15 protein-coding genes are annotated in these 21,656 nt (G+C 51.9%); 12 read left to right on the forward strand and 3 right to left on the reverse strand.

Translation table 11 applies throughout. The features are described 5' to 3' along the window. Nucleotides 1-198 precede the first annotated feature (198 nt). Entirely contained in the window at nt 199-1,443 is a 1,245-nt protein-coding gene (locus BV405_RS03700; RefSeq protein ID WP_086479536.1) for a malic enzyme-like NAD(P)-binding protein, read from the forward strand. A 218-nt stretch (nt 1,444-1,661) separates the two neighbouring features. On the opposite strand, the gene BV405_RS03705 is transcribed toward BV405_RS03700, so the two are convergent. After that, nucleotides 1,662-4,283 carry a penicillin-binding protein 1A gene (locus tag BV405_RS03705; RefSeq protein ID WP_086479537.1) on the reverse strand — a complete coding sequence of 874 codons (2,622 nt, stop codon included), beginning with the start codon at nt 4,281-4,283 and terminating at the stop codon, nt 1,662-1,664. 227 nt (nt 4,284-4,510) lie between these two features. Here BV405_RS03705 and BV405_RS03710 point away from each other — a divergent pair, with 227 nt between their 5' ends. The 11 genes from BV405_RS03710 to BV405_RS03760 all read left to right on the forward strand — a co-directional run bounded on the left by BV405_RS03710 (nt 4,511) and on the right by BV405_RS03760 (nt 20,088). Then, nucleotides 4,511-5,587, forward strand: coding sequence for a pilus assembly protein PilM (locus tag BV405_RS03710; RefSeq protein WP_342743904.1), 1,077 nt, complete (start codon nt 4,511-4,513; stop codon nt 5,585-5,587). Further along, a complete protein-coding gene (locus tag BV405_RS03715; protein ID WP_086479538.1) occupies nt 5,574-6,143 on the forward strand; it encodes a PilN domain-containing protein in 570 nt (189 codons plus the stop codon). Before BV405_RS03710 ends, BV405_RS03715 begins: the two co-directional genes overlap by 14 nt. Next, nucleotides 6,140-6,787 (forward strand): type IV pilus inner membrane component PilO, encoded by a 648-nt coding sequence (locus BV405_RS03720; RefSeq protein ID WP_086479539.1) that lies wholly within the window; start codon nt 6,140-6,142, stop codon nt 6,785-6,787. Before BV405_RS03715 ends, BV405_RS03720 begins: the two co-directional genes overlap by 4 nt. Next, on the forward strand, nt 6,780-7,331 hold the full coding sequence (locus tag BV405_RS03725) for a pilus assembly protein PilP (RefSeq protein WP_086479540.1): 552 nt from the start codon (nt 6,780-6,782) through the stop codon (nt 7,329-7,331). Before BV405_RS03720 ends, BV405_RS03725 begins: the two co-directional genes overlap by 8 nt. Nucleotides 7,332-7,419: 88 nt before the next feature. Further along, nucleotides 7,420-9,417, forward strand: a complete 1,998-nt coding sequence (locus BV405_RS03730; protein WP_217895566.1) for a type IV pilus secretin PilQ — start codon at nt 7,420-7,422, stop codon at nt 9,415-9,417. 25 nt (nt 9,418-9,442) lie between these two features. Then, the gene (gene aroK, locus BV405_RS03735) at nt 9,443-9,964 is read left to right on the forward strand and encodes a shikimate kinase AroK (protein ID WP_086479542.1); all 522 of its coding nucleotides are present in this window, start codon (nt 9,443-9,445) and stop codon (nt 9,962-9,964) included. A gap of 11 nt (nt 9,965-9,975) precedes the next feature. Then, on the forward strand, nt 9,976-11,070 hold the full coding sequence (gene aroB / locus BV405_RS03740) for a 3-dehydroquinate synthase (RefSeq protein WP_086479543.1): 1,095 nt from the start codon (nt 9,976-9,978) through the stop codon (nt 11,068-11,070). Nucleotides 11,071-11,228: 158 nt separating this feature from the next. Beyond that, the gene (locus BV405_RS03745) at nt 11,229-12,923 is read left to right on the forward strand and encodes an AAA family ATPase (protein WP_176330037.1); all 1,695 of its coding nucleotides are present in this window, start codon (nt 11,229-11,231) and stop codon (nt 12,921-12,923) included. 320 nt (nt 12,924-13,243) lie between these two features. After that, entirely contained in the window at nt 13,244-17,698 is a 4,455-nt protein-coding gene (gene gltB / locus BV405_RS03750; RefSeq protein WP_086479545.1) for a glutamate synthase large subunit, read from the forward strand. A 66-nt stretch (nt 17,699-17,764) separates the two neighbouring features. After that, the gene (locus BV405_RS03755) at nt 17,765-19,186 is read left to right on the forward strand and encodes an FAD-dependent oxidoreductase (protein ID WP_086479546.1); all 1,422 of its coding nucleotides are present in this window, start codon (nt 17,765-17,767) and stop codon (nt 19,184-19,186) included. A 242-nt stretch (nt 19,187-19,428) separates the two neighbouring features. Continuing rightward, nucleotides 19,429-20,088, forward strand: coding sequence for a TetR/AcrR family transcriptional regulator (locus BV405_RS03760; protein WP_086479547.1), 660 nt, complete (start codon nt 19,429-19,431; stop codon nt 20,086-20,088). Between the two features lie 87 nt (nt 20,089-20,175). Here BV405_RS03760 and BV405_RS03765 read toward each other — a convergent pair whose 3' ends face one another. Further along, nucleotides 20,176-20,652 carry a phosphatidylglycerophosphatase A family protein gene (locus BV405_RS03765; RefSeq protein ID WP_086479548.1) on the reverse strand — a complete coding sequence of 159 codons (477 nt, stop codon included), beginning with the start codon at nt 20,650-20,652 and terminating at the stop codon, nt 20,176-20,178. Next, a complete protein-coding gene (gene thiL / locus BV405_RS03770) occupies nt 20,652-21,653 on the reverse strand; it encodes a thiamine-phosphate kinase (RefSeq protein WP_176330038.1) in 1,002 nt (333 codons plus the stop codon). The genes BV405_RS03765 and thiL overlap by 1 nt, the downstream gene beginning before the upstream one ends. Nucleotides 21,654-21,656 lie beyond the last annotated feature (3 nt).

The following is a 21,656-nucleotide window of genomic DNA, read 5'->3' on the forward strand; positions in this document are numbered from 1 at the left end:
ATTCTACCTCTTAGATGGTGTCAAAATTACACAGTAGTCAAATTACAACATTCTGATTTCGATAGTGTTTTTGCTCATAAAAGCGCATTTTTTTTGTAAAAAAAGTTCTTTGACTTTTGTTTAATATGCGCCTTGTTCGGCTGGTTTTTTTTCTATATGCTCTGGAAGTGCTAAACCCTAACAACCGGAACTTTTCTAATGTCAGACGAAATGAAAAAAGCTGCGCTGGACTACCACGCTAATCCTATCCCGGGCAAATTAAGTGTAGAAATCACCAAGCCAGCAGAAACTGCTCGCCACCTGTCTCTGGCGTACAGCCCAGGTGTTGCTGAGCCTGTTCGTGAAATCGCAAAAGACCCTGAGAACGCTTACCGTTACACCGGTAAAGGCAACCTGGTTGCTGTAATCTCCGACGGTACTGCGATTCTGGGTCTGGGTAACTTGGGTCCTCTGGCCAGTAAGCCTGTAATGGAAGGTAAGAGCCTTCTGTTCAAGCGTTTCGCAAACATCAACTCTGTTGATATCGAAGTTAATGCAGAAAGCCCACAAGCCTTCATCGATACTGTTGCACGTATCGCTGACACTTGGGGTGGCATTAACCTGGAAGACATCAAAGCACCTGAGTGTTTTGAAATTGAACGCGCTCTGATCGAGCAGTGCGACATTCCTGTATTCCACGATGACCAGCACGGTACTGCTATCGTAACTGCAGCCGGCATGCTGAACGCTCTGGAAATTCAGGGCAAGTCTATCGAAGAAGCTAAAGTCGTTTGTCTGGGCGCAGGCGCTGCTGCCGTTGCTTGTATGAAACTGCTGGTAAGCTGTGGTGCTAAGATCGAAAACATCTACATGCTGGATCGTAAAGGTGTGATTCACACCGGTCGTGATGACCTGAACCAGTACAAAGCGATGTTCGCTAACGATACTGACAAGCGCACTCTGGACGATGCTATCGACGGCGCTGACGTATTCGTTGGTCTGTCTGGTCCTAACCTGCTGTCTGCTGAGCAACTGGCGAAAATGGCTGCTAAGCCAATCGTATTTGCTTGCTCTAACCCTGATCCGGAAATCAGCCCAGAGCTGGCTAACGCGACCCGTGACGATCTGATCATGGCGACCGGCCGTTCTGATTACCCGAACCAGGTTAACAACGTACTGGGCTTCCCATTCATCTTCCGTGGCGCTCTGGACGTTCGTGCCAGCCGCATCAACGAAGAGATGAAAGTTGCTGCAGCTCACGCGATTAAAGATCTGGCGAAAGAGCCTGTAACTCAGGAAGTAATCGACGCTTACGACGGCGTTCAGCTTGAGTTTGGCCCTGGCTACATCATTCCTAAGCCAACAGACTCCCGTCTGCTGGGCGCGGTATCTGCAGCTGTTGCTAAAGCGGCCGTTGATTCCGGCGTTGCTCGCCTGCCTTACCCAGAGCACTACCCTCTGTAAGACAGCACAGCACACCCAAAAAGCACCTGATATTCAGGTGCTTTTTCGCTTGAAAATGTCCTATCGACATTTGTTCCGGCACAAAAAAACGGCACCCCACAAGGGTGCCGTTTTTCGTTTCCGGGATTAAAAATACCGCGACCAGAAACTAAAAAATCCGAAGCCTGATCACTCAGACTCCGGATAACATGAACACTTATGAACGGCCAATGCCCGTCTTAGAACAGCGCTTCAGGAGCCGGAGCTTCCTCAACCGGTGCTAACACTTCACCATCGTTGCCTTCCAGTATTTCAGTCGGAGTTGCCGGTGCCACAACCACTTCTTCCTCCGGTACATTCTCGACCCGGAAAACTTCGAAGATAGCATCAGCCTGACCCGGACGGGCACGCTTACCGGTTTCAGGATCGATACGTACGGTCACAAGTCCTGAAGGCTGAGCCATACTGCGCTCCGGTTTGCCATCGAGGAAGTCATCCATAAAGTCGACCCAGATCGGCAATGCGGCTTTACTGCCGTACTCACCGATTGTCGCTGGCTGATCGAAGCCCACCCAGGTTGCGGCAACCACATCCTGGTTGAAGCCCGCAAACCAGGCATCTTTCTGCTCATTGGTCGTACCGGTTTTACCGGCAATATCCGAGCGCCCCAGAGAACGCGCTGCTTTACCTGTACCCTGACGAATCACGTCTTTGAGCATGGTATGCATGATATAGATACTGCGCTCATCAGCGATGCGCGGCGCGATCGGGTAGAAACGCTCGCCCACCTGAACTTCCTCAGCGCCCTCTTCACAATCGCGGCATACTTTTAATGGCTCAGCCTGATAGAGCACCTCGCCATCACTATTCTCGATACGATCGATAAAGTATGGGTTCACCTTGTAGCCACCATTGGCCATCACAGCGTACACCATAGCCATCTCATAAGGAGACAAGGTCGCACTACCCAGCGCCAGCGAGAGATCCCGCGGCAGCTGATCCGCGTTCAGACCAAAACGGGTCGCAAAGCGGATCGCACTGCTGATACCGATGGATCGCAGAATACGGATCGATACCAGATTTCGGGACTTATAAAGGGCATGACGTAAACGGGTCGGGCCATAGAACTTACCGCTGGAGTTGCTTGGACGCCAGGTCGATTCCAGCTCCTTATCATCAAATACCACAGGAGCATCATTGATGATGGTCGCAGGGGTCATACCGCTTTCCAGAGCTGCGGTATAAACAATCGGCTTAAAGATGGAACCCGCCTGACGAGCCCCCTGATAGGCACGGTTGTACTTGTTCTGATAGAAGTTGAAGCCACCGACCAGAGCCAACAGACTGCCATCTTCCGGCGACAAGGAAACAAAGGCTCCCTGAATATTCGGAATCTGAGACAGCTGCCAGTATTGTTGCGGCCCCTGCTCGACAGCGACTTCACCCTCTGCCAGCAGAGTCTCTTCGGCAACCTCTGCTACCTCTTCGGCTGGCGGATTAACAGGCTCAGGCGGTGCTTCACCCGGCTCGATATAGATCAGATCACCACGCTTCAGAATATCACTGGTCGCTTTAAGGGTCGGACCTTTCCAGAACGGGTTATGGTAAGGCTTCGCCCAGGTCAGGTTATCCCACGGAATCTCGATATAAGCACCGTCTTCGGTCACTACCTGCAGGAACTGCTCTTCAGCTGTCGAGACAATAACCGGCTTCAGCTCACCATAGGTTGGCGTGGTACGCAGGACTTTCTGCCAGTTACTGGTGTCTTCACTGACCACAGGTTCACCGGTTTCAGCATCAACCTCAGGCTCGATCCCCAGATCCAGCTCACCCTCACGGGAGAACTCATCGCCCTCATCGGTTTCCAGTGCAGCCGGGATATCACTGCGAACCACACCGCGCCAGCCATGACGCTTATCGTAATCCAGCAGGCCTTTCACCAAGGCTGCATTGGCGGCATTCTGCGCCTCAGAATCCAGCGTGGTATAAACCCTGTAACCTGCCGTGTAGATATCATCACCCAGCTTTTCGGCTACCTCCGCACGCACCATCTCAGCAACGTACGGCGCTTCCACCTCAGGACGCAAACCATGATAACGGGCAGTAATCGGCTCACGAACTGCAGTCTCATAGGATTCTTCATCAATCATGCCCAGAGAATGCATACGGTGCACAATCCAGTTACGACGCAGCAAGGCACGGCGTGGATTGATGATCGGGTTATAGCGGGAAGGGGCTTTTGGCAGACCGGCAATCATCGCCAACTGGGCCAGGCTCAGCTCATGCAGCTCTTTGCCGTAATAAACCTCAGCTGCGGCATCGATACCGTAAGCGCGGTTACCCAGATAGATCTTGTTGACGTAGAGCTCCATGATCTCCTCTTTGGTGAGGATTTTCTCCATCTGCAGGGAGATCATGATCTCTTTGAATTTACGGGTGAAAGTCTGATCCAGCGTCAGCAGGTAGTTACGGGCAACCTGCATGGTGATGGTACTACCACCGGACTGAATACTGCCGGACTGCGCCAGCTGAACAAACGCACGACCCAGACCTTTAATGTCGATACCGGAATGCTCATAGAAACTGGTATCTTCCGCCGCCAGAATCGCCTGAATAAAGTGCTGAGGAATCTGCTCATACTGAACAGGGGTTCGACGCTTTTCGCCAAACTCCGCCACCAGCTTTTCATCCTGGGTATAGATACGCAAAGGCGTCTGTAGCTGAATATTTTTAAGTTGCTCAATATCCGGAAGCTGAGGCCCCAGATAAAGCACGACACTGAATGCAACCGCTGTACCGAAAGCAAACCCGCCAAACAACAAGTAGATCAACCACTTAAAAAACACTTTTGTTGCATTCATGGGTAAGTCGTTTCCCTCATTAAGGTGTTACTCATCAACCAAACTGCACTTTTCACAGCAAAGCTGCCATTATAGGCTGGTAAAGTCATAGGATTCCAATTGCGTCGCTGGTTTAAAAACGATTTAATCGCCATAATTACAATCAGTTACACATTTGGCTTTACGCTTTTTAACGCCAAAGATTCTTGGCCCCGTCAGGGGCTGCTAAAGCCACAAGGACAGCGCCTTTGTTCAGTTTCTTACGCGGCAAAAAACAAAACATGCTGGGGCTCGATATCAGTAGCTCCTCGGTTAAGCTACTGGAACTCAGTAGCCGTAACGGCAAGGTTCAGATTGAGAGCTACGGTGTAGCTGCTCTGCCGCACCTTGCTGTTGTCGAGCGTAAAATTCAGGAACCCGAGCAAGTAGGCGAAGCGATCCGCCTGGTGATTGAACGCGCACGCCCAAGCACCCGTCATACCGTAGCCGCTGTTTCCGGCGCATCCGTTATTACCCGAACCATACAGATGGATGCCACGCTGTCAGCCTCGGAACTGGAAAGTCAGATCCTGATTGAAGCCGATCAGTTCATTCCGTTTCCGATCAATGAAGTTGCCATCGATTTCGAAGTTCTCGGCCCAACCAAAGGACGCCCTAATAAACAGGATGTTCTGTTAGTCGCTTGTCGCCTTGAAACCGTGGATTATCTGCAGGATGCATTGAAGTATGGCGGTCTGATTCCCAAGGTTGTTGATGTTGAGAACTACGCCATCGAACGAGCTGTATCCCTGCTGTTACCCCGACTGAAAATCGAAGCAGCTGATCCTCTTATCGCGGTAGTCGATATCGGCGCAACCATGACAAACTTAAGCGTACTGCGCCGCGAAGAGATCATCTACAGCCGGGATCAGGTTTTTGGCGGAAAACAGCTGACCGATGAGATTATGCGCCGTTTCAATATGAGCAATGGCGAAGCAGGCTACGCCAAGAAAAAAGGTGGCCTGCCAGCGGAATACAAACGCGATGTACTACTGCCCTTTCTGCAAACCGCCGTGCAACAGATCAGCCGTGCCCTGCAGCTGTTTTACTCCTCCAGCGCCTACAATCATATCGACTATATCCTGCTGGCTGGTGGCAGTTCAGCAACAGAAGGCCTGGCGGATATGGTGCAGGAACACCTCGGCACCCCAACCAGCGTAGCCAATCCGTTCGTACTGACATCCAGTAACCCGCGAATCAATCAGGAAGCGCTGAACAATGACGCCCCCGCTCTTCTGGTGGCTTTCGGTCTGGCGATGAGGAATCTGGACAATGCGGCAGATTAACCTATTACCCTGGCGGGAAGAGCTGCGCAAACAGCGCCAGAAAATCTTTATCCAGATCACACTTCTGATTGGCGCGGTTACTCTGCTCATCATGATTGCAGCCGGACAGCTGGTAAGCCATCAGATCGACAGCCAGAACAGCCGGAACAATCTGATTCAGGCGCAGATCAATGTGCTCAACACTGAGATTCAGGAAGTCCGCGCACTGCGTAAAAAGCGGGATCAGCTACTGGACTGGATCGGCATCGTTCAGAATCTGCAGCATAACCGCAGCGATATTGTTCATATTATGAACAGCATTGCTAACGCCACTGAGCCACAGCTTTATCTGACCCGCTTACAACTCGATGGCAACCTGTTGACTCTGGAAGGTGAAGCCGCCGGTAACCGCCAGATCTCCAACCTGATGCGAACACTGGCGCAATCTGATGTACTGATAAACCCAACCCTGACAGATGTTAGCGCCAGCACAATAAACCGGGGCTTCAATCATTTCACCCTGCAGATTGAGCACAAAGATAGCTCAGCGACTCTGGCACAGGAGGCAAAACAATGAGCAAATCAGCCTCCGAAAAGAAACCGGGTCTGAAAGAGCTGCTGGAAAAGCTCTCTCAGGTTGACCTTAACGAGATCGACTTTAAAAACGCCGGCTCCTGGCCCAAAGGCGGCAAGATTACAGCTTGGTCGATTGCCGTTATTGTGACCGCAATTGTGGGTTATCTGCTTTATCTGTCGCCAAAGTTTACTCAGTTGGAACAGGCAAAAAACCGGGAACAACAGCTGCTGCAGGAATATGAAATTAAGGCTTTCCAGGGGGCTAACCTGCCCGCTTACAAACAGCAGATGCAGGATATCCAGCAACAGATCACCCGCCTGTCAGCACAGCTACCGACACAAAAATCGATACCGGAACTAATAGAACAGATCGGCGAACAGGCACAAAAGTATCGGGTGGATATCCGGGGACTGAAACTTCAGTCAGAGATACAGGAAAGCGCCTATAGTGCGCAACCTCTGACTCTGACAGTAAACGGCAGCTATCACAATCTGGCCCTGTTCCTGAGCGGCATGACGCAACTGGAACGTATTGTCACCCTGCATAATTTCACCCTACAACCTGACGGAAAACACCTGATCCTGACGATTGAGGCGATGGCCTATCACAACATTCCATCAGAGAAGGAGGAAGAAAGTGAATAGGTATCTGACCTTCAGCCTGACGGTAGTGTTAACCACGTCTGCGCTTCTTACCGGATGCAGCGACCAGGGCAGTCATAACGACCTGATGCGAACTCTGGTCGACATCCGCAATCGTCCATCGGGACGCATTGAACCCTTACCGGAACGTCCTGAATATCAGGCTGCTCTCTATACAGGTACAGATCAACGCAGCCCGTTCCATCTTTATGAGCAGCAGAACACCACCTCTGAGCGTTACCTGTCGGATCAGTTCCGACCGGACACCCAACGCACCAAAGGTGCATTGGAACAATTGCCTCTGGAAAGCCTGTCTCTGGTGGGTACTCTGCAGTTCGCTGATGCAAAATTCCCTACCGCCTTAATCGACGACGGTCAGGGAAAGATACATAAAGTCACAAAAGGCCAATATTTAGGGCAAGATTTTGGTAGAGTGGCCGAAATATCAGAAGACACGGTTTTTATTGAAGAAACTGTTCAGGATGAACAGGGCGGATGGATCAAACGCCCGAGACAGCTTAAGTTGGCGACACACTCAGATGAATAACAGCTTTCAGGCAGAATACAGATTCACCACCCGCTTTTGGACGACGCATGCCCGGCATCTTATGTTGCTGCTCGCCTGCAGTTTTGCCTTGTTATTTACTTCATACGCCTATGCGGCATCATCAGCTCTTAAGACTCTGGATCTTCGTACCACCGAAAACCGTCAGGCTGAACTCACCCTGCAACTGGATAAGCCAGCGGCACGGGTTCAGAGCTATCAGATCGACAACCCTGCCCGCCTGATTATCGACCTTTTCAACACCGAGAATCATCTGGCGCAGAAGAGTTTTCAGTTCAACCAGTCTCAGGTACAGAGCATTACCGGCATTCAGGCAGGCAACCGGACCCGCCTGGTGGTCAAACTGGATCAGTCCTCCTCGTTCCAGACCCGCGTTCAGGGTTCTGAGATTAAGGTAACCATTGGCCAGTTGGCTCCTGCCACGGTTGCTGGCAATAAGCCAAGCCTGAACCCAGCGACCTCTACCACCAGTGAACTGCCCCGCATCCGTGATATCGATTTCCGTCGCGGTCCGAACAATGAAAGCCTTTTTGTTTTGGAGCTGGAACGTGCTGACATCGATTTCCAGCTAACCGAAACCGACAGCAAGAAGCTGCGCCTTGAACTGAAACAAGCCAGCCTGCCCCGGGCACTTCGCCGTATGCTGGATGTTTCCGATTTCGCGACCCCGATTCAGAATATCAGTGCACGTCAGCAATCCGACAACGCCCGCTTCGATTTCCAGCTGAAGGGTGATTTCAGCTATATGGCTTACCAGACCGGCCGCACTCTTACACTGGAAGCCAAACCGCTGTCTCCGGTGGAAAAAGAAGCGCTGATGAAAAAGAAGTTTCCTTACTCAGGCAAGAAACTCTCATTGAATTTCCAGAACATCGATATCCGTCAGGTCCTGCAAATTATTGCTGAAACCACCGATCTGAACCTTGTCACCAGCGACAGCGTTCAGGGTTCCGTGACCCTACGACTGGAACAGGTGCCTTGGGATCAGGCGCTGCAATTGGTTATGGAAAGCAAAGGCCTAGCCAGCCGTAAATCCGGGAATGTTCTCATGGTCGCGCCAGCAGATGAATTGGCAGAACGTGAACGTAAAGAGTTGGTTTCCCGCCAGGAGAACCGTGATCTGGCCAACCTAAGCTCGGAATTTATTCAGATCAAATACGCCAAGGCCTCAGATATCTCTCTGATTCTGAACGGCAGCGATGGTAGCCCCGGCCTGCTCTCCAAGCGTGGGCGGGCACTGGTGGATGAACGCACCAACACCATTCTGATTCAGGATGTACCCAGCTCCCTTGAAGCTGTGAAAGAGGTGATTGCTAAGCTGGATATTCCGGTACAGCAGGTACTGATCGAAGCCCGCATTGTTATCGCCCGTAGCAACCTGAGCAGTGATCTTGGTGTTCGCTGGACCGGCGGTGGCAGTAACGCCATCAGCGAAGGCGAAACAGCGATCGGTGCTAACGGACTGGCTGTAGATTTGGCTGCGCGCTCCGGCGGCTATACCAATATCAACCCCGGCACAGGAACCTTTGCATTAGGCTATGCGGATTCCAGTATTCTGGTGGATATGGAACTTGCCGCTTTGGCCAGTGAAGGTAAGGGTGAAATCATCTCTCAGCCTAAGGTGATTACTGCCAACAAGCGTAAAGCGCTGATCAAGTCCGGTAAGCAGATCCCTTACCGGGAAGAATCCTCCTCCGGCGGCACCAAGATCGCATTTAAAGATGCCGTACTGGCGCTTGAGGTTACCCCTCAGATTACACCTGACGAACATATCATCATGGATCTGAAGATCACTCAGGACGCTCTGGGCAATCAGGAGTATGATGGCGCACCGGCGATCGATACCAATGCCATTGAAACTCAGGTACTGGTTAACGATGGCGAAACCATTGTCTTAGGTGGCATTTACACCTCGGAAAGCTTCGATCAGAATTTCAAAGTTCCGGTACTTGGCGATATTCCTCTTCTCGGAGCGCTATTCCGCCGTTCCGAAAAGTCACAGGAAAAAGTAGAATTACTGATATTTATTACGCCCAGGTTGATTGAAGATAGCGTCAGCCTGAACTGACCCGATTCATTCAGCACGAAATGTGATGCAATATAACCATAACATTGTTCTCGTCGGCCCAATGGGCGCCGGCAAAAGCACGATTGGTCGCCTGTTAGCGACCGAACTCAGCCTGCCATTTTTCGACTCTGATCGCGAAATCGAAGCCCGTAGTGGCGCCAACATTCCCTGGATCTTCGATGTTGAAGGTGAAGAGGGCTTCCGCCGTCGCGAAACCCAAACCATTATTGAACTACTGCAGGAAGAAGGTCCTATCGTGCTGGCCACCGGTGGCGGCGCCATTATGCGCCCGGAAAACCGCACCGCCATCAGCCAAAGCAGTACCGTGATTTATCTGCACACCACCATTGAACAACAGCTTCAGCGCACCTCAAAAGATAAAAACCGCCCTCTGCTACAGAATGACAACCCTAAAGCCGTTCTGGAAAACCTGTTTGAGCTTCGCGACCCCCTATATCGCGAAGCTGCTGATCTGATTGTTAAAACAGACCGCCAATCCCCTAAAAGCGTTGTCCGTCTGATTACCAAAAAACTACATAATTTGTGAGCTGACACACCATGCAAACCCTGAATGTTGATCTTGGCGACCGCAGCTATCCGATTCATATCGGCGGCGGTCTGATTTCAGATCTGTCCCTGATCGCACCGCATATTCGCGGTCGTCAGGTGATGATTGTGAGTAACACCACAGTCGCACCGCTCTATCTGGAGCAGCTGAAAACAACCCTAGCCGATCAATATCAGGTAGCCGAGGTTATTCTGCCCGATGGCGAAGCCTACAAAACCCTCGACAGCGTCAATCTGATTTTTGATGCACTACTGGAAAACCGCTTTAACCGTACCTGCACCCTGATCGCTCTGGGCGGTGGCGTTATCGGCGATATGACCGGCTTTGCTGCCGCCAGTTATCAGCGCGGCGTTAACTTTATTCAGATCCCGACCACTCTGCTTTCTCAGGTAGATTCCTCTGTCGGCGGCAAGACAGGTGTGAACCACCCGCTGGGCAAAAACATGATCGGCGCTTTCTGGCAGCCACAACTGGTTCTGGCAGATACCGATACGCTTCAGACATTACCGGAGCGTGAACTGGCCGCCGGCATTGCCGAGGTGATCAAGTACGGTCTGATTCGCGATCCGGAGTTTTTCAGCTGGCTGGAAAACACTATAGAGCCACTGAAAACCAAAGACACGGCAGCGTTGTCCGAAGCCATCTACCGCTCCTGCCAGAATAAAGCCGATGTGGTGGCCCAGGATGAGCTGGAAGGCGGCGTTCGCGCCACACTCAACCTTGGACACACCTTTGGTCATGCTATCGAAACCGAGCAGGGATATGGTCAATGGCTGCACGGCGAAGCTGTCGCCACCGGCATGCTGATGGCAGCAGATCTTTCTCAGCGTGAAGGCTGGCTGACGTCGGAAGATTGCAGCCGTATCAAAAAGCTGCTGGAGGCGTTCGACCTGCCGGTTATCCCGCCAGCAGATATGAGTGCAGATACCTTTATTGGCCACATGCTGGTGGACAAAAAAGTACTGGATGGCAATTTAAGACTCGTCCTGATGGAGTCTCTGGGTCAGGCCGTTGTCACAGATCGCTTCGCGGAAGCAAATTTGCAACAAACTCTCATTGCGGGGAAAAAACTCGGGGATTTTTAATATTTTAGGCTTCCCGTTGCTTTTATTACCGCCTATCATCAAGGGTTCGGGGTTGTTCCGATAAGTGCTTTTTGATGCTTATTAGCCGAACCTTTGCATGAAAAAAGTGGGATTAAAAACCTATGTTTGGAAAAAACAGTAACGATAAGGATTCCGGTATGTCTGGGGATAATTTCTCCTTCACAAATATCACCCCTTCACTCACCGATGGCGTGGTTGAAGAATCGCTGTTTTTTCCCTCCCAACAACACACTCAGGTTATTGAGCTGATCGGCCATCTGAGCCGCTACAGCAGCCTGCTGCTGACCATCACAGGCCCTCAGGGTTCCGGCAAAACCCTGATCAAACGCAAAGTGCTTGAGGGTATGGATTCCGGCGTACAGATCTGCAATTTCAGGCAGGAACAGGTCACTCAGCCTCAAGCCTTCATGCAGGCTCTGAGTCAAACCCTGCAACTCGGCCTGGATAGCAGCAGCGACCTGAACCAATATCTCTCCCGACTGAAACAACATTTCAGCCTGTTGCATAAAGAAGGCAACAGCTGCCTGATCATCGTCGATGATGCACACCTGCTCAGCCCGGAAACGCTGGAACTGATGGTGATCCTGCTTTCCGATGATGATGACCAGAAACGTCCCCATATTTTACTGCTGGGCGAAGATCCTTTGATTGATACTCTTCAGGGATCCCGTCTGAAAGAACGCTTTAACGCGATCGGCCACCACCTGGCGCTTCAGCCGATGACCACTGAGGAAGCCTGGGGCTATCTGGATTACCGCATGAGCGCCGCAGGCCTGACCGGTCAGATCAGCGAAACCGCTAAAGCCGATATTATTCGTGCCGGCGGCGGCGTACCCGGCCAGATCAACAACATGGCCAATCTGGCGCTCAGCGACCCTGATGGCCTGAAAAAGATCGCCAGCATCGCCCCAAAAGCGAAAGCACAACCAAAGACCGACAAAAAGAAAGCTGCACCTATTAAAGCGCCAAAAGCTGAACAAGCCAGCAAGCCAGCTAAAGCGAAGGGTTCTGCTGTACCTGTATGGCATGTCGCTGCTCTTGCGGTTGTTGCCAGTCTACTGGGCGCAGCTTACCTGTATCAGGACGAACTGATGGGTCTGGAAAAAGAGCCGGTTGTCGCTGAAAACACGCCTCTGACCGATCTGAACCGCCTATCACGCCCGGCAGAAGAAACTCTGGCCGAGGCTCAGGAAGCTTCCGCTAAGATTGAAGAGGAGCAGGCGGTTACTATCATTAAGCCTGTTTATCCGGATCAGGAAGAAGCCTCGGAAGAACAAAGCAAGCGAGAAGCAGATGCGGCCCTGCTGGGCATGGAAAGCACCACGGCAACAGCTCCGGCAGCGACTACCGAATCACAACAAACCCAAACAACTGCTCAGCCAGCGACTCAAACCACCACTCAAGTGGCGGAGAAAACACCAGAGCCTGTTAAAGCCGCTGAACCAGTTACAGAACCAGCCCCTGCTGTGAAAGCACCGGAGCCGGTAAAAGCGGAATCTGTTCAGCCTGCAGCCGAGCCGAAAGTGACCAGCTCTTACAAACAGGAAAAAGAGTTGATGGCGCTTAAGGGCACTCAGTACACGCTGCAGTTATTGGGAAGCCATATTGAGAGCAATGCCATTCGCTTTATTGATGGCCTGAAGAGCAAAACCAATGTGCGTTACTTTGAAACCCTGTACCAGGGTAAGCCTTGGTTTGTTGTGATCTACGGCCAGTTTGATAACCGTGACGCCGCTATTGCCAGCATTCCTAAGCTGCCAAAAGAGCTTCAGGATCGCAAACCCTGGGCCCGCAGCATCGCCAGCGTTCAGTCCGATATTCAAAAGAAATAACCCTCTCAAGACCTCCATTTCTGATAAAACGACGCTGGCGAAAAAATCGTTTCGCCAGTGTCGTTTACACACTTTAACACCCTTCTTTTTAGACGTTAGCAGCACATTGCTGACAAGTTAACCGCAGTTAACCACCACAAACGCCTCTGAAATCAAACTTACATTTGAGATTCTGCCTTCAGATGTGTAGAATCTCTCTCCCTTTGCCTCTAAGAAACCGGTCTAACGGAAGACGCATATCGATTAATAATTAAAGACAAAACAAGAAGTTTCTGGGGCAGACAACAACGATTTATTTTGTACTAGCGAGAGTTAGCTTTATGAGAACTGGTCTGTATCACCCCGATGAATTTAGGGATAACTGTGGTTTCGGCTTGATCGCACACATGAATGGCGATGCAAGCCATAACCTGTTACAGACAGCGATCGAAGCACTAACCTGTATGACACACCGTGGCGGTATCGCTGCCGACGGTAAAACAGGTGATGGCTGTGGTTTGCTGCTGAAAAAACCCGATACCTTCCTGCGCACCATTGCTAAAGAGCAGTTTGATGCCGAGCTTTCCGAGCACTTTGGTGTGGGTATGGTATTCCTGTCCCAGGATCAGGCTAAGGCTGAAAACGCCCGCACTGTTCTATCCAACGAAATCACCGCCCAGGGTCTGAACGTCATTGGCTGGCGTCAGGTTCCTATCGACACTTCTGTTTGTGGACCAATGGCTTTGGACTGCCTGCCACAGTTTGAGCAGGTTTTTGTCGATGCTCCTGAAATGTCCACTCAGCAACTGGCCGTTAAATTGTTTATGGCCCGCCGCAAAGCTGAGATGGCACTGAAAGATGACAGCGATTTCTACGTTGCCAGCCTGTCTTCACAGGTAATCTCCTATAAAGGTCTGGTAATGCCGGCTGACCTGCCGAAGTTCTATAAAGACCTTGGCGATGAGCGTCTGGAAACTGCGATCTGCGTATTCCACCAGCGTTTCTCAACTAACACCGCACCAAAATGGCCTCTGGCTCAACCGTTCCGCTATCTGGCACACAACGGTGAGATCAACACCATTGAAGCTAACCGTAGCTGGGCAAATGCCCGTAAGAACAACTTCAACAACGATATCCTGAATCTTGATGAGCTGGATCAGGTGGTTAACACCACAGGTTCCGACTCCTCCAGTATGGATAACATGCTTGAAGTGCTGCTGACCGGTGGCATGGACCTGTTTAAAGCCGTACGTCTGATGATTCCGCCTGCGTGGCAGAACAACGACACTATGGATGCCGATCTGCGTGCCTTCTATGAATACAGCTCTATGCACATGGAGCCTTGGGATGGCCCTGCCGGTCTGGTACTGACCGATGGTCGTCACGCGGTATGTATGCTGGACCGTAACGGTCTGCGTCCTGCGCGCTGGGTTATCACCAAGAATGGCTACATCACTCTGGCGTCTGAGATCGGTGTTTACGATTACCAGCCGGAAGACGTTGTGGCTAAAGGCCGTGTTGCTCCGGGTCACATGCTGGTGGTTGATACCGAAACCGGCGAAGTGATGCACCGTGAAGATATCGACAACCGTCTGAAGTCTGCGCACCCGTACAAGCAGTGGATGCGTGAGAAAGCGACCTTCCTTGAGTCCACTCTGGGCGAGATCCAGGGCCCTAACTTTGAGCCTATGACTCAGGAAGCGCTGCAGGCGCATATGAAGATGTACCAGATCAGCTTTGAAGAGCGTGATCAGGTGCTGCGTCCTCTGGCAGAGCAAGGTCAGGAAGCCGTGGGTTCCATGGGTGACGACACCCCTATGGCAGTGCTGTCCCGTAAGAACCGTCTGACCACAGACTACTTCCGTCAGAAATTTGCTCAGGTAACCAACCCGCCAATCGATCCTCTGCGTGAAGCGATCGTGATGTCGCTGGAAACCTGCCTGGGTACCGAGCTGAACGTATTTGAAGACAGTATCGATCACGCCAACCGTATCGTGCTGACCACTCCTGTTCTGTCGCCACGTAAATTCAAGGCACTGCAACAGCTGGATGACAAGGGCTTCCCGGCTCACACCATCAGCCTGCAGTACAACCCTGAAAACATGGGTCTGAAAGGCGCTATCCAGAATGTTTGCGAACAGGCTGAAGAAGCGGTTCGTTCCGGTAAAGTGGTACTGGTTCTGTCGGATCGTGAAATCGAGAAAGGCATGCTGCCGGTTGATGCGGTTATGGCAACCGGTGCAGTTCACAAGCATCTGGGCGCGAAAGGCCTGCGTTGCGATTCCAACCTGATTATCGAAACCGGTCTGGCTCGTGACTCTCACCAGATGGCCGTTCTGTTCGGCTTTGGTGCGACTGCGGTTTACCCATACCTGAGCTACAACGTGCTGGCTGATCTGCAGCGTACCGGTGAGCTTCAGGGTGATCCGGCTGAGATCCGCGAGAACTACCGTCGCGGCATCCAGAAAGGCCTGCTGAAGATCCTGTCTAAGATGGGTATCTCCACGATCGCCTCTTACCGTGGTGCTCAGCTGTTTGAAGCTGTGGGTCTGTCTGATGAAGTTTGCGACCTGTGCTTCTCCGGCGTTGCATCCCGTATTCAGGGTGCTGACTTTGCACACTTCCAGATGCAACAGGAGCTGCTGGCGTCTCTGGCGTGGAACCCACGTAAGAAGATCGGTCAGGGCGGCCTGCTGAAATACGTTCACGGTGGTGAATACCACGCTTACAACCCTGACGTTGTTAAAGCGGTACAGGAAGCGGTTCAGACCGGTAGCTACGAAGCCTTCAAACGCTTCGCCAAGCTGGTTAACGAGCGCCCTGCAGCGACCATTCGTGACCTGCTGCAAGTGAATAAAGCATCGAACCCGATTGCGCTGTCTGAAGTTGAACCCGCAGAATCTATCCTGCGTCGCTTTGACTCTGCGGCGATGTCTCTGGGTGCTCTGTCTCCGGAAGCACACGAAGCGCTGGCTCAGGCGATGAACGAACTGGGTGGCCGCTCTAACTCCGGTGAAGGTGGTGAAGACGCAGCCCGTTTCGGCACACTGAAAAACTCCAAGATCAAACAGATCGCCTCCGGTCGTTTTGGTGTAACCCCGCACTATCTGGTGAACGCTGAAGTTCTGCAGATTAAAGTTGCTCAGGGTGCAAAACCGGGTGAAGGTGGTCAGCTACCGGGCGGTAAAGTTAACGCTTTGATTGCACGTCTGCGTCACTCTGTACCGGGTGTCACTCTGATCTCGCCTCCGCCGCACCACGATATCTACTCGATTGAGGATCTGGCGCAGCTGATTTTCGACCTGAAACAGGTGAATCCGGATGCTCTGATCTCTGTGAAACTGGTATCTGAACCAGGTATCGGCACCATCGCTACCGGTGTTGCCAAAGCCTATGCGGATCTGATCACCGTTTCCGGTTATGACGGCGGTACCGCTGCAAGTCCTCTGACGTCTATTAAACATGCCGGTTCTCCATGGGAACTGGGTCTGCCAGAAGTGCATCAGGCGCTGCGTATCAATAACCTGCGTGACAAAGTACGCCTGCAGACAGACGGTGGTCTGAAAACCGGTCTGGATGTGATCAAGGGTGCCATCCTTGGTGCTGAAAGCTTCGGCTTCGGTACCATTCCTATGGTTGCTCTGGGCTGTAAGTACCTGCGCATCTGTCACCTGAACAACTGTGCAACCGGTGTTGCCACTCAGAATGAACAGCTGCGTGAAGAATACTTCATCGGTACGGTTGAAATGGTTAAGAACTACTTCCGCTTCGTCGCTGAAGAAGTTCGCGAAATCATGGCTGAAATGGGTGTTCGTAAGTTTGAAGACCTGATCGGTCGTACCGACCTACTGACAGCGATCAGCGATGAAGAAGCTCCGGCTAAGATTCAGAACCTGGATCTGACCAACCTGCTGAACAACGACTTTGTTCCTGCAGATGCACCTCAGACCTGTCAGGTTGCCCGCAACGAACCCTTCGATAAAGGTTCTCTGGCAGAGCGTATGGTTGCTGAGACATTGGCTGTTATCGAAAACGGCCAGGGTGGCACATTTGAATTCAAAGTCACCAACTGTGACCGTTCGATCGGTGCCCGCCTATCCGGCGAGATCGCTAAGCGCTGGGGCGACAAAGGTATGCCAAATCCTCTGACCCTGAACCTGACCGGTGTTGCTGGCCAGAGTTTCGGTGTCTGGAACGCTAAAGGTCTGAACCTGTATATCGAAGGCGATGCCAACGATTACGTGGGTAAAGGCATGAACGGTGGCAGCATCACACTGACACCGCCAAAAGGCAGCCCGTTCGAGTCCAACAAAACCTCTATTATCGGTAACACCTGTCTGTACGGTGCAACCGGCGGTAAATTGTTCGCAGCGGGTCAGGCCGGTGAGCGTTTCGCGGTTCGTAACTCAGGTGCACACGCGGTTATCGAAGGTGCCGGTGATCACTGCTGTGAATACATGACCGGTGGTCTGGTTACTGTTCTGGGTGAAACCGGATACAACTTCGGTGCTGGTATGACAGGTGGTTTCGCCTACGTACTGGATATGGACCGTACCTTCGTAGATAAATACAACCACGAGCTGGTCGATATTCACCGTATCAGCTCCGAGCCGATGGAAGCCTACCGCAACCATCTGCGCAGCATTATTGCTGAATTTGTTGAAGCAACCGGCAGTAAGTGGGGTCAGGAAGTACTGAACAACTTCCTCGATTACTACCGCCACTTCTGGCTGGTTAAGCCTAAAGCAGCAAGCCTTGGCAGTCTGCTGGACAGCACCCGTCAGCGCCCTGAGTAATTCAGGGCCCTGGCCTTTAACAACGCAGATTTTGTGAATTTAGGTTTTTAATGAGGTGAGGCTGCTATGGCTGAACAACTGAACAACGATTTCCAGTTTATCGACGTGGGTCGTAAAGATCCGAAAAAGACCGCTGCCAGCGTACGTAAAAAGCAGTTCAAGGAGATTTACGCGCCTTTCAAGCCGGTTGAAGCGTCAACCCAGGCACACCGCTGTCTGGCGTGTGGTAACCCATACTGTGAGTGGAAATGCCCGGTACACAACTACATTCCTAACTGGCTGAAGCTGGCGACGGAAGGCAACATCATGGAAGCGGTAGAGCTGTGTCACAGCACGAACTCGCTGCCGGAAGTCTGCGGCCGTGTATGCCCTCAGGATCGCCTGTGTGAAGGCTCCTGCACATTGGGTGAAGGTGGCTTTGGTGCGGTTACCATCGGCTCAGTCGAGAAATACATCACGGATACCGCCTTTGCTATGGGCTGGCGTCCGGATATGTCCAAAGTCGTTTGGACTGACAAGAAAGTTGCCATTATTGGTGCAGGACCAGCAGGTCTTGCCTGTGCAGACATTCTGGTTCGTAACGGTGTTAAGCCGGTTGTTTTCGACAAGAACCCTGAAATCGGTGGTCTGCTGACCTTTGGTATTCCTGAGTTCAAACTGGAGAAGCACGTGATGGTTCGCCGTCGTGAAGTGTTCTCCGATATGGGTGTTGAATTCCGCCTGAATACTGAAGTCGGCACTGACATCACCATCGATCAGCTGATGAGCGATTACGATGCCGTCTTCATGGGCATGGGTACTTACACCTACATGAACGGTGGCTTGCCGGGTGAAGATCTGCCGGGTGTTCACGCGGCTCTGGATTTCCTGATCTCCAACGTGAACCACTGCCTGGGCTATGAAAAGTCTCCTGAAGACTACATCAGCATGGAAGGTAAGCGCGTTATTGTTCTGGGTGGTGGTGACACCGCGATGGACTGTAACCGTACCTCGATCCGTCAGGAAGCCAAGTCTGTAACCTGTGCTTACCGCCGTGACGAAGCCAATATGCCGGGTTCCAAGCGCGAAGTTAAGAATGCGAAGGAAGAGGGCGTTAAGTTCCTGTTCAACCGTCAGCCTGTGGCTATCGTCGGTGAAGACAAGGTTGAAGGCATCAAAATGGTTTCTACCCGCATGGGTGAGCCGGATGCCAATGGCCGTCGTAGCCCGGAGGTGGTTCCGGGTTCAGAAGAGATCATCCCTGCTGATGTGATTCTGGTCGCCTTCGGCTTCCGCCCAAGCCCTGCTGACTGGTTCGAAGGCAACAACATCGAAACTGACGCTAGCGGCCGCGTGATTGCGAAAGCTGAGGCCCGCTTCCCATACCAGACCACCAACCCTAAGATCTTCGCTGGTGGTGATATGGTTCGCGGTTCTGATCTGGTGGTTACCGCCATCGATGAAGGCCGTAAAGCTGCGGAAGGCATCCTGGATTATCTGGACGTTTAAAACGCAGTGAAATAACAGAAGTATCCTTCGGGAACTTCTAATAAAAGCCGCACTCGAACGTAAGCCACGTTCTGTGCGGCTTTTTTGTTGGTCTTTAATTAATCCACATAATTTATCTGGCATATTGATTGGTCGATTAAATTAATCAAACCTTTCGATAATGACTGATTTTCCCCCCTTTGCTTTCTAGGTCAAATACTCTACCCTAGCTTTTAATCAATCGATTAAAAGACGTAGCCCACATGAACGCAGAATTTAAACCCGTAAAAGCCAAAAAGCGCGGTCGCCCGACCAGCAAAAGTGCCCGCAATGTTCGAGAAAATCTGATCATTGCCGCGCGATCCTGTTTTATCGAAAAGAACTACCAACAGGTCACCACCCGTGAGATTGCAGCCCGCGCTCAATCCACCATGGCGATGATTCACTATTACTTCGGCAACAAAGAAGGCTTGTTCCAGGCGATGTTTATCGAGACTTTCGAGCCTCTGCATCAACTGGTTCTGGATGGCGTGGAAAACCCGCCTGAGAGCTTTTCTGACTTCTTCCAGCGCTACTATGCCCTGATGTCAGAATACCCCGGTTTCATCGTGGTGATCCTGAAGTGCCTGCTGTTTGAAGATGGCCCGCTGGAAGATGACTTTATCCAACAGAGATTCCGCGAGAAATGTCGCCCGATGGAGATCATGCTGCGCAAGATGCAAGAGCGTGGTGTATTGAATCCTGAGCTGGATCCCAAAATGCTTCATATCAGCATGCTGAGCCTGATGAATCAGCCTTTCCTGATGGCGCCCAATCTTGAGGTGACTATGGGGATCACCCCTGATAAGGCATTCTGGATGGAGCTGGCAGCGCATCAGTGCAAACTGCTGGAGAACGGTTGCCTGAACCGTCAGGCGGCCTGATCGCAGACCAATACCCGAACTGGCTACAAAAAAGGCCGGAGCAACTGCTCCGGCCTTTTTGTTTGTTCTTTATCTGATGATCGACTGTTACCAAAGACGCATCAGAACCTGCATACCGATCCAGGCGTAAACACCCGCCAACACGTCATCCACCATAATACCGAAACCTCCGGCAACACGGCGGTCAGCCCATTTCACGGGCCAGGGTTTGAGCACATCAAAAAAGCGGAACAGGACAAAACCGACCAAGGCCCATTCCCAACCCTGCGGGGCGAGGAACATGGTCAGCCAATAACCGACAAACTCATCCCAAACAATACCGGAATGATCATGAACACCAAGATCTTCAGAGGTACGCTCGCACAGCCAGACACCAATGACAAAGGTGACGGCTAGTAGAACGAGAAACCAGACCGGGGAAAGAAACTGGATCCAGAGCAGATAAGGGATAACCGCTGCTGCAGTACCCACTGTGCCGGGAGCCCAGGGAGCAGCGCCACTACCCAGTCCAAACGCAAGAAAGTGAACCGGATTGCGCCACATACTGGCAGGAGCGCGGTTCATTAGCGTTTATCCTTAAAGTGATCAAAGCCAACAGAAGCACTCTCAGGGATACCACGAATCCCTTCCTGAGCGGTCACCATACCGATGGCATGCAGCGAGACTTTGCTCTGCTCTGCGCTGACCTCAAGCTCCAGACGGCGCTGAGGCGAAACCGTGAAGCACAGCTCATAATCATCACCACCGGATAACGCCCCCTGAGAGCAACTCTCTGGTGACATATCAGCATGGTTAAAACAGGGGATACGGTTATGGTCAAGGCTTGCCCCAACGCCACTGGCCGTCAGTATATGTCCCAGATCAGCCAGAAGACCGTCAGAGATATCGATGGCACTGCTGACACGACTCGAAAGCACAGAGATCAGATCAAAGCGCGGTTCAGGGTAAAGGTAAGCTTTAAGCGCAGCGCGATCACTTTCAGAAAATACCGAATCTTCTGCGTTCAAAGCGTCGAGATCCGGTAAAGGCAAGCCTTTAGACAGCAGACCCTGAGCAATGCGCAAACCTGCTGCCGCCGTGCCCAGCTTTCCGGAAACATAGATAATATCGCCCGGTTTTGCGCCCTTTCGACGCCAGGCCGCCCCCTGAGTGACATAACCCTGAACCTGAACACTCATAGAGAGCTGGCCACGGGTCGTATCGCCACCCACCAAGGCAACGCCATAGCGTTGACTCAGATCCGCCATACCTCGGGAAAATTCTGCCAGCCAAGCTTCATCAACCTCTGGCAGGCTGATCGCCAGGGTAAACCAGGCAGGCTGAGCGCCCATCGCGGCCAGATCACTCAGGCTGACCGCCAGAGCACGCCAGCCGATACTGTGAGCCGGAGCTTCAGGTAAGAAATGAACCCCCGCAACCGAGGTATCCACAGACACCGCCAGTTGCTTGCCCTGAGGGACAGCGATTAACGCACAATCATCGCCAATCCCGACACAGACATCCCGGCGGGATTGCTGAAGCTCAGGGGCAGCAAAATAGCGATGGATCAGTTCAAACTCACCCAAAGG

Origin of the sequence: Oceanospirillum sanctuarii, assembly GCF_002150805.1 — a bacterium.
Classification (GTDB): domain Bacteria; phylum Pseudomonadota; class Gammaproteobacteria; order Pseudomonadales; family Halomonadaceae; genus Oceanospirillum; species Oceanospirillum sanctuarii.

Coding starts and splice junctions, on each gene's coding strand:
- aroK (WP_086479542.1), top strand. CDS start 9,443: ATGCAATATAACCATAACATTGTTCTCGTCGGCCCAATGGGCGCCGGC.
- BV405_RS03765 (WP_086479548.1), bottom strand. CDS start 20,652: ATGAACCGCGCTCCTGCCAGTATGTGGCGCAATCCGGTTCACTTTCTT.
- BV405_RS03720 (WP_086479539.1), top strand. CDS start 6,140: ATGAGCAAATCAGCCTCCGAAAAGAAACCGGGTCTGAAAGAGCTGCTG.
- BV405_RS03700 (WP_086479536.1), top strand. CDS start 199: ATGTCAGACGAAATGAAAAAAGCTGCGCTGGACTACCACGCTAATCCT.
- gltB (WP_086479545.1), top strand. CDS start 13,244: ATGAGAACTGGTCTGTATCACCCCGATGAATTTAGGGATAACTGTGGT.
- BV405_RS03705 (WP_086479537.1), bottom strand. CDS start 4,283: ATGAATGCAACAAAAGTGTTTTTTAAGTGGTTGATCTACTTGTTGTTT.
- BV405_RS03745 (WP_176330037.1), top strand. CDS start 11,229: ATGTCTGGGGATAATTTCTCCTTCACAAATATCACCCCTTCACTCACC.
- aroB (WP_086479543.1), top strand. CDS start 9,976: ATGCAAACCCTGAATGTTGATCTTGGCGACCGCAGCTATCCGATTCAT.
- BV405_RS03760 (WP_086479547.1), top strand. CDS start 19,429: ATGAACGCAGAATTTAAACCCGTAAAAGCCAAAAAGCGCGGTCGCCCG.
- BV405_RS03715 (WP_086479538.1), top strand. CDS start 5,574: ATGCGGCAGATTAACCTATTACCCTGGCGGGAAGAGCTGCGCAAACAG.
- BV405_RS03755 (WP_086479546.1), top strand. CDS start 17,765: ATGGCTGAACAACTGAACAACGATTTCCAGTTTATCGACGTGGGTCGT.